At 39.0% G+C, this 12898-nt stretch carries 15 protein-coding genes; 7 read left to right on the top strand and 8 right to left on the bottom strand.

Annotated features, from left to right (window positions below):
- Positions 1-5: 5 nt before the first annotated feature.
- Complete coding sequence (locus tag SJY45_RS07735; protein ID WP_400073892.1) at positions 6-722, bottom strand: peptidylprolyl isomerase; 717 nt, start codon at positions 720-722, stop codon at positions 6-8.
- Between SJY45_RS07735 and SJY45_RS07730 the strand changes: the two genes are divergently transcribed.
- Together SJY45_RS07730 and SJY45_RS07725 are read left to right on the top strand one after the other, a co-directional pair.
- Positions 721-1365, top strand: coding sequence for an NUDIX hydrolase (locus SJY45_RS07730; RefSeq protein WP_400073891.1), 645 nt, complete (start codon positions 721-723; stop codon positions 1363-1365). The two genes, SJY45_RS07735 and SJY45_RS07730, sit on opposite strands and share 2 nt — an antisense overlap.
- A gap of 25 nt (positions 1366-1390) precedes the next feature.
- Positions 1391-2206 carry a 1-acyl-sn-glycerol-3-phosphate acyltransferase gene (locus SJY45_RS07725; RefSeq protein ID WP_215440918.1) on the top strand — a complete coding sequence of 272 codons (816 nt, stop codon included), beginning with the start codon at positions 1391-1393 and terminating at the stop codon, positions 2204-2206.
- Here the strand turns inward: SJY45_RS07725 and SJY45_RS07720 are convergent.
- Positions 2203-2853: a hypothetical protein gene (locus SJY45_RS07720; RefSeq protein ID WP_215440915.1), complete on the bottom strand. Its 651-nt coding sequence runs from the start codon at positions 2851-2853 to the stop codon at positions 2203-2205. The two genes, SJY45_RS07725 and SJY45_RS07720, sit on opposite strands and share 4 nt — an antisense overlap.
- A gap of 4 nt (positions 2854-2857) precedes the next feature.
- Positions 2858-3352 carry an RNA polymerase sigma factor gene (locus SJY45_RS07715; RefSeq protein ID WP_215912405.1) on the bottom strand — a complete coding sequence of 165 codons (495 nt, stop codon included), beginning with the start codon at positions 3350-3352 and terminating at the stop codon, positions 2858-2860.
- A 292-nt stretch (positions 3353-3644) separates the two neighbouring features.
- On the opposite strand from SJY45_RS07715, the gene SJY45_RS07710 reads away from it, so the two are divergent.
- Positions 3645-4997, top strand: coding sequence for an NAD(P)/FAD-dependent oxidoreductase (locus SJY45_RS07710; RefSeq protein ID WP_400073890.1), 1353 nt, complete (start codon positions 3645-3647; stop codon positions 4995-4997).
- On the opposite strand, the gene SJY45_RS07705 is transcribed toward SJY45_RS07710, so the two are convergent.
- Positions 4982-6676 (bottom strand): alpha-glucosidase, encoded by a 1695-nt coding sequence (locus SJY45_RS07705; RefSeq protein ID WP_400073889.1) that lies wholly within the window; start codon positions 6674-6676, stop codon positions 4982-4984. The genes SJY45_RS07710 and SJY45_RS07705 overlap by 16 nt on opposite strands.
- A 221-nt stretch (positions 6677-6897) precedes the next feature.
- On the opposite strand from SJY45_RS07705, the gene SJY45_RS07700 reads away from it, so the two are divergent.
- Positions 6898-7407, top strand: a complete 510-nt coding sequence (locus SJY45_RS07700) for a hypothetical protein (RefSeq protein ID WP_400073888.1) — start codon at positions 6898-6900, stop codon at positions 7405-7407.
- Positions 7408-7417: 10 nt separating this feature from the next.
- Here SJY45_RS07700 and xerD read toward each other — a convergent pair whose 3' ends face one another.
- Positions 7418-8314, bottom strand: a complete 897-nt coding sequence (gene xerD / locus SJY45_RS07695) for a site-specific tyrosine recombinase XerD (RefSeq protein ID WP_400073887.1) — start codon at positions 8312-8314, stop codon at positions 7418-7420.
- A gap of 238 nt (positions 8315-8552) precedes the next feature.
- On the opposite strand from xerD, the gene SJY45_RS07690 reads away from it, so the two are divergent.
- The 3 genes from SJY45_RS07690 to SJY45_RS07680 all read left to right on the top strand — a co-directional run bounded on the left by SJY45_RS07690 (position 8553) and on the right by SJY45_RS07680 (position 10347).
- Positions 8553-9140, top strand: coding sequence for a porin family protein (locus tag SJY45_RS07690; protein ID WP_400073886.1), 588 nt, complete (start codon positions 8553-8555; stop codon positions 9138-9140).
- 94 nt (positions 9141-9234) lie between these two features.
- Positions 9235-9651, top strand: coding sequence for a type II 3-dehydroquinate dehydratase (aroQ, locus tag SJY45_RS07685; RefSeq protein WP_038234648.1), 417 nt, complete (start codon positions 9235-9237; stop codon positions 9649-9651).
- Positions 9652-9828: 177 nt separating this feature from the next.
- Positions 9829-10347, top strand: coding sequence for an outer membrane beta-barrel protein (locus SJY45_RS07680; RefSeq protein ID WP_289040830.1), 519 nt, complete (start codon positions 9829-9831; stop codon positions 10345-10347).
- 18 nt (positions 10348-10365) lie between these two features.
- Here the strand turns inward: SJY45_RS07680 and SJY45_RS07675 are convergent, their stop codons facing one another.
- The 3 genes from SJY45_RS07675 to SJY45_RS07665 form a co-directional block, all read right to left on the bottom strand.
- Positions 10366-10656, bottom strand: a complete 291-nt coding sequence (locus SJY45_RS07675) for a DUF3817 domain-containing protein (RefSeq protein ID WP_215912398.1) — start codon at positions 10654-10656, stop codon at positions 10366-10368.
- A gap of 114 nt (positions 10657-10770) precedes the next feature.
- Positions 10771-12162, bottom strand: coding sequence for a dihydrolipoyl dehydrogenase (gene lpdA, locus SJY45_RS07670; protein WP_400073885.1), 1392 nt, complete (start codon positions 12160-12162; stop codon positions 10771-10773).
- Between the two features lie 165 nt (positions 12163-12327).
- Positions 12328-12855 (bottom strand): DUF1572 family protein, encoded by a 528-nt coding sequence (locus SJY45_RS07665; RefSeq protein WP_400073884.1) that lies wholly within the window; start codon positions 12853-12855, stop codon positions 12328-12330.
- Positions 12856-12898: the final 43 nt, after the last annotated feature.

Below are 12898 nucleotides of genomic sequence, written 5' to 3'. Positions count from 1 at the left end.
GATTTTCATTCTATGACCTCCGCTTTTTGAATATAGATATTCTGTTGCGGCCAATCTCCCTCGCCAATTTCTACGCTGTTAATTTTATCTACTACATCCATTCCTTCTATGACCTTTCCAAAAGGCGTAAACTCGCCATCTAAATGGTAGGATCCTGGTTTGGTGACCACTATAAAAAACTCGTAAGGGGATGCCAGCATATGCGGATTGTCAATCTCACTACTGGGCATAGAGATTACCCCTCTGTGGTGTTTATGGCCTTTTCGCGTGTCGGGAGGAAGAAGGTATCGTCCAATCTCGCTTCGTTTTTTTCCCGTTTTTCTATCATCTGAATTGCCCCCTTGAATGATAAAATTCTTCACTATCCGGTGAAATTGGGTGTCGTTAAAGTAGCCTTTACGTGTTAAGTAAATAAAATTGGCCTTGTGGTACGGCACATTGTCAAAGAGTTGCACGGTAAAACTCCCGAACCGGGTGGTAATCTTTACTTTATCAACCTTTAAATCCTTTTGGTATTCAAAGAAGAAATCAATTGCATTTTCTTCAGTTAATACAAACTCTTCTTCTTTTTCTTTTTGGATTTTAGAGGAATCAATTTGAACCGTATCCTCTTTTACTTCTTCCTGTGCGGTAGTTTTTTGCTTTTCTTTAGGACTTTCGCCACAAGAAGCGAGAAAAATTAGTGGTAATATTGCTAATCTAAAAGAATTTCTGATTGTCATGAATTTTGATGATTTCTCTATTCGAATCCCAAAAATAAAGAATCTGCCTTTACCCGGAGAGGCTTCGCATTTAAAAATGGCCCCTCAGTTTAGATTGGAAGAGCTACAAACGGCTAGGCAAAAGCCTAAATTGACGAAAAAAGCGGCAGTAATGGCCCTTTTTTACCCAGATGAAGTAAATCTAACGCGTTTGTTGCTCATTTTGAGAAAAAGCCACCCCAAGGATGTGCACTCCAATCAAATAGGCTTTCCAGGAGGTCAAGTAGAGGCCGAAGACGCCAATATGATGGCCACGGCGCTTAGGGAAACGCATGAAGAGGTGGGGGTAGAACCTGGAAACATAAAGGTTATAAAATCACTCACCGAAATTTATATACCTCCAAGTAATTTTAATGTCCACCCCTTTATTGGGGTGTATAATAGGGCCAAACCATTTTTGCCCCAAGAGACAGAGGTAGAGAAACTGGTAGAGGTGCCCCTGCTGGATTTTATGGACGAGAGCAATATTTTTACCCAAGAAATGACTACTTCTTATGCCTCAAACGTACCCGTACCTGCCTTTAAATTAAATGGTTATACCGTTTGGGGGGCTACCGGAATGATGCTAAGTGAAATCAAGACCTTGTTACAACAGGTTTTATAGGGGTAAATTCGTATTTTTGTGCCCTATGGGCATATTTAAGGAAAATCCTTTCGGGCATATTCTGTTTCTAAAAAAATGGCTTATCCGTATTTTAGGATTGGTAACACATTCAAGGTACAAGCGTTTTAACAGTTTGGAGATAGAGGGATCGGACATTATCCGTTCCTTACCGGACAAGAATGTACTTTTTGTTAGTAACCATCAAACCTATTTTGCAGATGTGGTTGCTATGTTCCATGTGTTCAATGCCAGTCTTAAAGGGCGGGACAATAATATAAAGAACGTGGGGTATATCTGGAACCCCAAGTTAAACATGTATTACGTTGCGGCTGCGGAAACCATGAAAAAAAGCCTTCTGACCAAGATATTTGCCTATGCAGGCTCCGTGAGCGTAGAACGCACTTGGAGAGCGGAAGGAAAGGATATTAAGCGACAGGTGAAAATGAGCGACATCTCAAGTATTGGGAAGGCGCTTAATGATGGTTGGGTCATAACTTTTCCCCAAGGTACGACCACACCATGGAAGCCCCTTAGAAAGGGTACCGCCCATATCATCAAGAAATATAAACCTGTAGTGGTTCCTGTGGTTATTGATGGTTTTAGACGTTCTTTTGATAAAAAGGGACTTCGGATAAAGAAAAAGGGTATTCTTCAATCTATAGTAATTAAAGAACCTTTGGATATAGATTACGATAACGAGTCGTTTGATGCCATTATCGAAAAATTAGAGTATGCCATAGAGCAACACCCATCATTTTTAAAAGTAATCTCTAAAAAAGACTTACTTGCCTACGAAGAAGAAAATGAATTACGTAGGTACAGAAACCGACATAAAATTTAGACTTCCAGTTTTCTAAGTTCTTTATAATTCTTCTTTAGCTTCCTTAGGAGCAGTCCGTAGAGGAGGAAATAAATACCGCCAAAGAATGCAATCATAACCACGCCCAATATGGCCATGGAGACCATTAAAGTGGTTTTCAACTTTTCCGGGGAAACATTTTGTGCATTGCCCGCCATTTCCGTAAAATTATCCATAAAACTATCGTTCAGGTAAATGCCTATTATAACTATAGCTATGAATACTAATATGGTAGACAAGGAAAATATAACGTAGTATTTAACAGTTCTTCTGGTCCTAATAATTTTGCGCATGAGATTCTTGGCGCTATCCAACACGGAGATTTCTTTATAGCGCTTATAGAAAAGGTATACAAAGTAGAATACCACCACGTAATAAATAATGGTCATGGCCAAGAAATAATGGTCTACAACGGTGTTTTCGTAAATGCTCATACTCTTCCTAAAGGAAGGTATTAAGTAGAGTAGATTGGGTAAAACTATTTCTAGGATGCTAATAATGAGAATCCATTTGACAATAGAGGATGATTTTCTCCATGTCATTTTATGTATATCACTATAGGTCAGCTTAGGGAGTTCATCTCCCTTCTTCTGCCAATCTTTCTTTAAAAGTTCCAGTTCGTCCATCATCTCCTTAAGGATTCAATACGGTTCTTAGTTTGGTCTTGATCCGGTTCATCTTCACACGGGCATTAACTTCAGTAATACCAAGGGTTTCGCTTATTTCGCGATAATCTTTGTCCTCTAGATATAAAAATACTAGGGCCTTGTCTATATCGCCCAATTGCTTTACCGCCTTGTACATGAGCTTTAACTGCTCTTCTTGGGTGGCGTCGTATTCGTCGGCTTTTATTTTAAAAATTACCGATTCATAGTCTTGTGTCTGAATACGCCTTTTAGATTTTCTATATAATGTAATAGCTGTATTCAGAGCCACGCGGTACATCCATGTACTAAATTTAGATTCGCCCCTAAATTTTGGATAGGCCTTCCAGAGCTGAATCGTTATTTCTTGAAACAGATCATTGTGCGAATCCCTATCATTGGTGTACAATGTACAGACCTTGTGAACAATGTTTTGATTGTTCTCAAGTTCCGTCACAAATTGATGTTCCAGTTCGTTGTTCACGGCAAGGTGGTGGTTGTTAGACTATAAGTAGCCCAAAAGGATTAATTGTTACAGAGATTATTTTACTGAATGGATAAAAAAAGAGATGTAATATGTTTTTAAGAATAGATGGTATTGGTTTTTAGGTGGTTATGTAACAAAAGAGAAAGTGTTTTTCTACCTGTATTTCTGTTTTATTTTTGAGTTTTAAGTTCTAGAATGAGAATAAACCATGATTTCAATGAATTTTCTTACATTTTAGAGAATTTAAATATAATAAAACCTTTAGTTTATCGGTTGGGGTACACAATGAATGTTTAATTTTGCTCATATTTTTTATACATGTCAGATACAGAATGCACTTAACTTACCAAAATCTAGTTTACCGCGAATTGTAATTGTTGGTGGTGGTTTTGGAGGGGTAGCCTTAGCAAAAAAACTAAGTAAGAAAGAGGTTCAGGTAGTTTTATTGGATAAGAATAACTACCATACGTTTCAGCCACTTTTATACCAAGTATCTACAGGGGGGCTGGAACCGGATTCCATAGCTTATCCCATTCGGAAAATTTTACAGGATTATAGCAATTTTTTTTTCCGTCTAGCGGAAGTGCAAAAGGTAGAGCCTGAGTCCAAAAAAATTGTAACCAATATAGGAAGGCTTTCCTATGATTATTTGGTAATAGCCGCGGGGTCTACCACAAATTTCTTTGGTAACACAGAAATTGAGCAGAATGGTATGGCCATGAAAAGTATACCGCAGTCGTTGAATCTTAGAAGTCTTATTCTTGAGAATTTTGAGCAAGCCTTGTTAACGGACGATCTTCATGAGCGCGATGCTTTAATGAATTTTGTAATTGTTGGTGGAGGTCCTACGGGTGTGGAACTGGCAGGTGCCTTGGCAGAGATTAAAAAAGGAATACTTCCAAAGGATTACCCCGATCTGGATACCCGTAGGGCACAGATAAATTTAGTACAGTCCGGAGATAGTCTATTGAAGGGAATGAGTGAGAACGCTTCAAAAAAAGCGGAAGATTTTCTAGAGAGCCTTGGTGTAAATGTTTGGAAAAATACACGTGTTGTGGGCTATGACGGCAAAACGGCCCGTACTAAAACAGAACTTGTGTTTGAGGCGGCCACGTTGGTTTGGGCAGCGGGAGTAAAAGGTGTGCCTATTGGCGGTCTAGAAGCGGAGGAATTCTTGGTGAGGGGTAACCGTCTTAAAGTAAATGAGTTTAACCAAGTTCAAGGGCAAGATAGTATTTTTGCAGTTGGCGATATTGCTTGTATGCAAACCGAAGATACGCCCCATGGCCACCCTATGATGGCACAACCGGCTATTCAGCAAGGAAGGAACCTTGGCGAGAATTTATTGCGATTGGTGCGTAATGAACCTATGAAGCCTTTTGTTTACAAGGATAAGGGTAGCATGGCTACCGTTGGCCGTAACAAGGCTGTGGTAGACTTAAAGAATTATAGGTTTCAGGGTGTTTTTGCTTGGTTCGTGTGGATGTTCGTTCACCTGTTTTTCCTAATTGGCTTTAGAAATAGGGTAGTTGTCTTTGTAAATTGGGTATATAATTATGTGCGTTTTGATAGGGAAGCACGATTGATTATACGTCCCTACCAACGCGACTATTCACTGTTTAAAGATCAAAAAACCTTATAGATCGATGCTTGATATGGCGTAAGCTCAAAATGGTTATCGGTTTTGTTGTTTTCCGCATCGTCATTGGAAATGATAAGATGCGCTTTATCAAAACGTATCTCGTCTATAGTAACCGAGCTTCGTTTGGTAGAAAAATTCAACAGAACTAGAAAACGCTCGTCTTCCCAAGACCTTACATAGGCATACACTTGTTCATTATCCGCCAATAATAATTGGTACGCCCCATATACCAAAGCAAGATGGTCCTTGCGCACCTGTACCATTGCTCTAAAATAGTTAAGAACCGAGTCTTTTTCCGGTTCCTGTTCGGCAACATTTATTCCTTCCTTATAATTTTCATTTATTTTGAGCCATGGTTTGGCTTCGGAAAACCCGGAGTTATGTTGTGTATTCCATTGCATTGGGGTACGGGCATTGTCCCTTCCCGCGTGTTTCTCTTCTTTTAGGAAAGTTTCTAAATCGCCGCCCGCTTTTTTAATGGCTTTGTAGCGGCTATGGGTATTTATATCCTGATAGTCGGAAATAGAATCAAATTTTATATTGGTCATACCTATTTCTTCACCATAGAGAAAATAGGGTGTACCCCTCATGGAAAGCAAAAAAGTCTGCAATAGAGTAGCCGAGTTTTGCCAGTGTGTTTTTGAATCATTCCCCCAACGGCTAACGCTTCTTGGAAAATCATGATTGTTCAAATAAAGGCTTCCCCAGCCTTTTTGTGCAAAAACCCCGTCCCATTCCGAAAAGACTTTCTTAAACTCCGTAAGCTTCCATTGTTCTTTTCTCATTTTAAAGGTCTCGCCCAGTTCACGGTCAAGGGACATTAAATCAAAATGAAAGAACATATTAAGTTCCTTGCGGTCTTCGTCAACAAAATTAAGGGCCTGTTCTTGGTTAACACCAGGTGCTTCACCAACGGTCATAACATCATATTTGCTTAGTACCTTTTGGTTCATTTCTTTTAGATACTCGTGCAGGTGTGGTCCATCTGCATAATAAGGGATAAAATCGCCTTTGTATTTTTCGGGAAGCTCCGGGTAATTGACATCTTTAGAAATGGTTGATATCACATCCATTCTAAAACCATCTATTCCTTTATCAAACCAGAATTTCATAAGGTCGTACACCTCTTCCCTTACCTTAGGGTTTTCCCATTTTAGGTCAGGTTGTTTGGCGGAGTAATAGTGCAGGTAATATGAATCTGTTGGTTCATCATACTTCCAAGCGTTACTATCTTCATCAAAATAGCTAAATCGTTTTGGAGGAGTACCTTTTTCGGCGGGCCACCAGTGGTAATAGTCCCTATATGCGTTGTCTCTGGATTTTCTGGATTCTACAAACCATTCGTGTTCGTCACTACTGTGGTTCACTACTAGGTCCATTACCAAGCGCAGCCCTCTCTTTTTCATTTGGGTCATAAGCTCGTCCATATCATCCATGGTGCCAAACTCGGCCATAATATTTCTATAGTCCGAAATATCGTAACCGTTATCATCATTGGGAGAGGTATAAACAGGATTTAGCCAGATAATATCAACACCAAGACTTTGGATGTAATCCAGTCTTTTAATAATGCCCTGTAAATCTCCAATACCATTGCCGGTGGTATCTTGAAAACTTCTAGGATAAATCTGATAGACTACACCTTCTTTCCACCATTTTCGTTCGGTATTATGTTTCATTCTTAGCTATTTAAATTTAAATATAGAGTATGTAAACGGAACAAAATAGCATAGTGGTATATAGAGGTGAACTACAACGTTTTCGGTTCATAAATATATTTTTAAGATGAAAAATAGGCCCTAAACGGCTTTATGATACTTGCTTGTGAATCGTTAAAATTGTCAGAAAAAACCTCGTTTTTAGGAAGGTGTTCTTATATTTATCGAAGCAAAACCAAACTATGATTACACTTGTCCGAATCATATTTCTTCTTTTATGTATGGCTATAGGTAAGGCCCAAAGCTCGACTGTAGATATAGATTTCAGCAAATTTCAATTTGACCCATCTTCTAATTTTTATACCAAGAATTTTTCATATCCTGCGTTTATGGACAATGAAATGCACACTCAATCAACTTTAGGCTATGAGTTAGATGAAAAATTTCTTGTTGAGCTCAGAAATTACTACGATACCTACCGTGATGTAGATTTTTATCAGTTGGCACTTGAGTTCAAATATTACCCAACAGATAACTTTTATTTGGTTAATGGCATACGTATGGAACGGGCATTGAGCAAGTATGATAATGAAGTGCCTAAGCCCCAATTTATGATGACCAATGGGGTTGGTTACGATGTAAACAAAAATTTCATGATGGAGGCAAGGCATGATTTGAACATCACAAAGGAAAAAAATAAGGCCGCAGGAAAATCAAGTATGTTTTCGGTTCTAAGTAAAATCAAATTTTAACTCTTGTTCTCTATTTTCTTGGATGGTATTTGTTCATGACGTCCGTAAGATGGGTACGGTCTACGTGTACGTAAACTTCTGTTGTAGTAATACTTTCGTGTCCTAGCATCTGTTGAATGGCTCTTAAATCTGCTCCGTTTTGTAGTAGATGGGTGGCAAAAGAATGCCTAAAAGTATGCGGACTTATACTCTTTTTCAGGTGTATTGCTACGGCCAGATTTTTAATGATGGTGAAAATCATGGCGCGGGTAAGTTGCCGGCCCCTTCGGTTTAAAAAAAGGATATCTTCAAACCCTTTTTTTATGTCTTGGTGCACCCGTACTTCGTTTCGGTAGATGGTAATGTACTTTTTGTTTACCTCGCTAATGGGTACAAAACGCTGTTTGTCTCCTTTTCCGGTCACTTTTATAAATCCTTCTTCAAAAAATAGATCGGAGATTTTGAGGTCTACAAGTTCTGAGACTCTTAATCCGCATCCATAAAGAGTTTCTAGCATGGCACGGTTTCTTTCGCCCTCAGCTTTTGAAAGGTCTATCGCACCAATAATGCTGTTGATTTCATCCTCGGATAGGGTATCGGGTAACTTCCTTCCAATTTTGGGCGACTCTATTAAATCCAAGGGGTTGTCTTCCCTGTACCCTTCAAAAACTAAATAATTGAAAAAACTTTTAAGTCCGGAAATAATTCGTGCCTGAGACCTGGGGTTCATGGTCTTTGCTACCTCGTAAATAAACTGCTGTAATGTTTCTTTTTTGATTTGCTTAGGGCTGTCCTCTAAGGAGTTGCTTTTTAAAAATGCAATAAGCTTACTAATGTCCCAACTGTAGTTTTTAATGGAGTTATCGGAAAGGCCACGTTCTATTCTAAGATAATGCCCGTAGTCTTGAAGCGCTTGATCCCAATTCATAATGTAAAGTTAACCATTGTGAGGTCATGATTTTTTATTTTTTAAATGGCTGCAAAAATAAAAAGCAATTTTTTCTGTAAAGAATTGACGCTAAGTAAAGTTTTCTATCTTTGGTTATGATATAACCATGGACCAATTTTTATTTTGTACGTTATTTCCTTCTCCTAAAATATTTCTTGACTGAGAAAAATACGGAGCGATAGCGGATTAAAATACGGTTCTTAAAACAACCATAATCATGAAAATTAAATTTTGCGTTATTCTAACGTTTGTTTTTTTTGGCATACAAAGTAGTATTGCACAAACCGTAATACAGGGCACAGGCCCTTCTGGCGGGTTTAATATGGGAGACATAAAGTTTGGAGGTAAGGCTGGGATTAACTTTACAACTTGGCTAGGGAATGATTTTGACGGTGTATCAGCTAAAGTAGGTACCTATTTTGGTGGTATTGCAGAGATACCGGTTATGGATGACTTCTATGTGCAACCAGAGTTACTATTTGCTCTACAGGGTGCAGATTTGGGCCCTTCTAACGTAAACTTGGCTTATTTGCAGATACCTGTAATGGGTAAATATCATATTACGGAAGAGGTAGCGGTAGAACTAGGACCGCAAGTAGGTTTTCTTTTGGCGGACAACTGGGAAGAGGATTTACAGTTCCAAGATACCAAAACCATTGAGTTGGGGGTTAATATTGGTGCCGGTTACCGTATGGATGAGAATTTTTATTTTCAGTTTAGAATAGGAGTAGGGCTTTCTGAAGTTTTAAGTGTTACAAAAGCACATAACGGTGCAGTATCCGTAGGTGCGGTTTACTTTTTGTAATCAATAGAAAAGTATAAAAATTGAACGGCCGCTACATGCGGCCGTTTTTGTTTTCTCTTGTTAAAAATCACATTAAAAAGTTTATTTTTGAAGTATGAAAGTAATCATTATCAACGGCCCCAATTTGAATCTATTAGGGAAACGCGAACCTGAAGTATACGGAAACAAAACATTTGAAGATTATTTTGCCGATCTACAGTTTAAGTTCAAAGACGTTCAGTTAGAATATTTTCAATCTAATATAGAAGGGGAGCTTATTGGTAAAATACAGGAGGTGGGCTTTTCCTATGATGGTATTGTTTTAAATGCTGCAGCCTACACACATACTTCCGTAGGTATTGGAGACGCTATAAAAGCGGTATCTACGCCTGTTGTTGAGGTTCATATTTCAAATACGCACAAGCGAGAAGAGTTTAGACATGTATCCTATATTTCTCCGGTAGCAAAAGGAGTAATCCTTGGTTTTGGGCTTCAAAGTTATGATTTGGCCATACAGAGTTTTGTGAAGTAATTGGCTAGAATCTTCTTGTATTAAGTCGCATTTTAGCAGTATTGGCACCTATTTAAAAGGTTTAACGTCAACCGTCTCACAACAATTTTTGATTTGTAGCTACAACAAAAAGGCAATGAACTTCGTTTAGCCTTTAGTTTTACCAAACAACCAGCACAAACCAAATTTAAAATTGCCATGACCAAATCTTTTTGTTTATTTCTGACCTTGACTTTTTCGTGTATTTCGTTATTTGCCCAAGAGGGCTTTAAAATTGGTGCCCATGCGGGTATGCCTATAGGAGATTATAATGATTTTGTTAGTGTAGTTATAGGTGCCGATGTAGGCTATATGTGGGCTCCTAACAAGGCCTTTGATTTAGGGGTGAAAGCAGGTATAGTTCACGGTTTTGCCGAAACCTTTACCGGTCAAAATGTTACTGTAGATTACCCTAGTGTTCAATTTTTACCACTTGCAGCCTCAGTGAGGCTTTGGCCTTCAAAAACCTTTTCTATAGGTGGTGATATTGGAAACGCTTTTGGACTGAACGAAGGAAATGATGGTGGATTTTACTATCGCCCACAAATTGGATTTCAAGTAGGGCCAAAATCTGAGCTGAACTTTTCGTACACGGGCATCACAATAAACGATAGCACATGGAATACCATAACCATGGGCTTTGTCTATACCTTTTTATCCGCTAGACACTTTAGATAAGCTTAACTTAAGAGGGTATTAGGCTTGTGCGGTGTTATCGCTCAAGTACTTTTTTTCCACATAAAAAGTGGCAAAGGGCAGGAGGGATGCAACCAGGAGTATAATTCCTTTTTTGATGCTCCATTTCTTTTCCATCCACAGAACTACGGCCAAAATAATATAGGTTATAAAGAGTACGCCGTGCGCGTAACCCACATATTTGTTGGGCATGGGTAGACCGGCTAAATATTTTAACGGCATAGTTACGGCAAATAGGGCCAAATAGGAGATACCTTCTAATATTGCTGTAATCCGAAAAAAATTGAGCATACGGAATGGGTTTTTACTGTGTTCGTCTAATAAAAAATAATGGGCCCGTGAGATGTATTTGAGAACATTCTTATCGGGCCCATTTCTAATTTAATCTAATCTAATTGCAATTTATTATAAGTGTATCACCTCATCGTAAGCGGCTGCTACGGCTTCCATAACAGCTTCGCTCATAGTTGGGTGAGGGTGAACGGCTTTTAAAATTTCGTGACCTGTAGTCTCTAATTTTCTGGCAACAACAGCTTCGGCAATCATATCGGTAACACCGGCACCGATCATATGACATCCTAACCACTCGCCATATTTGGCATCAAAAATAACCTTAACAAAACCATCTGGAGTACCGGCTGCTTTTGCTTTACCGCTGGCAGAGAAAGGAAATTTACCAACTTTGATGTCCAATCCTTTTTCCTTGGCTTGCTTTTCAGTAAGACCTACAGATGCAATCTCCGGTGTACAATAGGTACATCCTGGAATGTTGCCATAGTCCAATGGCTCAACATGCATATCCGCTATTTTTTCAACACATAGTATACCTTCGGCAGAAGCAACATGTGCTAGCGCCTGACCTGGAGTTACATCACCAATAGCGTAGTATCCGGGTATGTTGGTCTGGTAGTAATTGTTTACCAATATTTTATCCCTATCGGTAGAAATCCCCACGTTTTCAAGACCAATGTTCTCAATGTTGGTTTTGATACCAACAGCAGAAAGAACAATGTCCGCTTCTAGAATTTCTTCTCCTTTAGCAGTCTTTACGGTTGCTTTTATGCCTTCACCGGAAGTGTCAACAGAAGTAACCTCTGCAGAAGTCTTGATTTTTATACCGGCTTTCTTTAAGCTGCGCTCCAATTGTTTTGAAATATCCTCATCTTCTACCGGTACTATATTGGGTAGGTATTCCACTACGGTTACTTCAGTGCCCATAGCGTTATAGAAATAAGCAAATTCAATACCAATGGCACCACTACCAACAACAACCATTTTCTTTGGTTGCTCTTTTAAGGTCATAGCCTCACGGTAGCCAATAATCTTTTTACCATCTTGTGGTAAGCTAGGTAACTCTCGGCTACGAGCTCCGGTAGCGATAATAATATGGTCTGCACCGTATTCTGTTTCTTTGCCTTCGTCATCCTTTACGGATATTTTTTTGCCTGCTTTTAAAGTTCCGTATCCTTTGATGACCTCAATTTTATTTTTCTTCATCAAAAACTGAACACCTTTGCTCATACCATCGGCAACGCCACGGCTTCTTTTGACCACAGCATCAAAATCCTTATCCACATTTTCTGCGGATAGACCATAGTCTTCGGCATGCTTTAGGTAATTAAAAACCTGAGCTGATTTCAAAAGTGCCTTGGTAGGGATACAACCCCAGTTTAAGCATACACCGCCTAGATTTTCTTTCTCGATAATGGCCGTTTTAAAGCCCAATTGAGAGGCTCTAATGGCGGTAACATATCCTCCGGGTCCGCTACCCAAAACAATAACATCGAAATTGCTCATATTTTTTATTTTTTTGCTGTTGTAAATTTAAGAAGCCAGCTATAGCTAAGCAGGTGCAAAAGTACAAAACCTAACGGAAAGATTAATACCAAAATTAAAGTCTAGTTCTAAAAAGAGGAAGTTTGGTACTGCTTTGAATCAAGATTTTGTGGCGTACATAACAACTCACTTCTCAAACATGTTCTTGTTATATTGGTCCGAGTGGCCTTTTGGAATGGAAAGTGATACCCATGCCGTACCCTTGATCATTTTACCCAAAAGAACAATTTGGCCCACATGGCCACTGTAATGTGCAAGTTGTCTGTGTACGGCTTGGACTATGCTGTGGTTCTCGTTTCGTATCTTAATTACCGTATCAAAATTTTCTGTAGATACTGATTTTAAAGCGTTGAAGAGACATTGCCAACCACTTTCCCAAGCGGCTAGCATTTCTGTTTTTGTTGTGGAGGGGTTCTCAAATTCGTCCTCGCGGTTGCGCCAAGGTTTTTCTCCATCCTCGGTCAGGAAGTTGGTCCAACGGCTTAACATATTGCCGGACATATGTTTAACTATTAGGGCAACAGAATTGTCATTTTCGTTCAGTTTCCAGTGAATATCATCATCGCTGAGTTGTTCAAAAGTTCTGTCGCCCATCGTTTTGTATCGATTAAATTCAAAAGTGACACTTTCAATAAAATTCTCAGGATAGTTCATACATGCTGTAATTAATACTATAAAATTATTGAATTACAGGAGT

Source organism: Zobellia russellii, assembly GCF_044597075.1.
Taxonomy (GTDB): domain Bacteria; phylum Bacteroidota; class Bacteroidia; order Flavobacteriales; family Flavobacteriaceae; genus Zobellia; species Zobellia russellii.
Note: the sequence above shows the minus strand (reverse complement) of the source record. Positions and strands in the feature narration are given on the sequence as shown.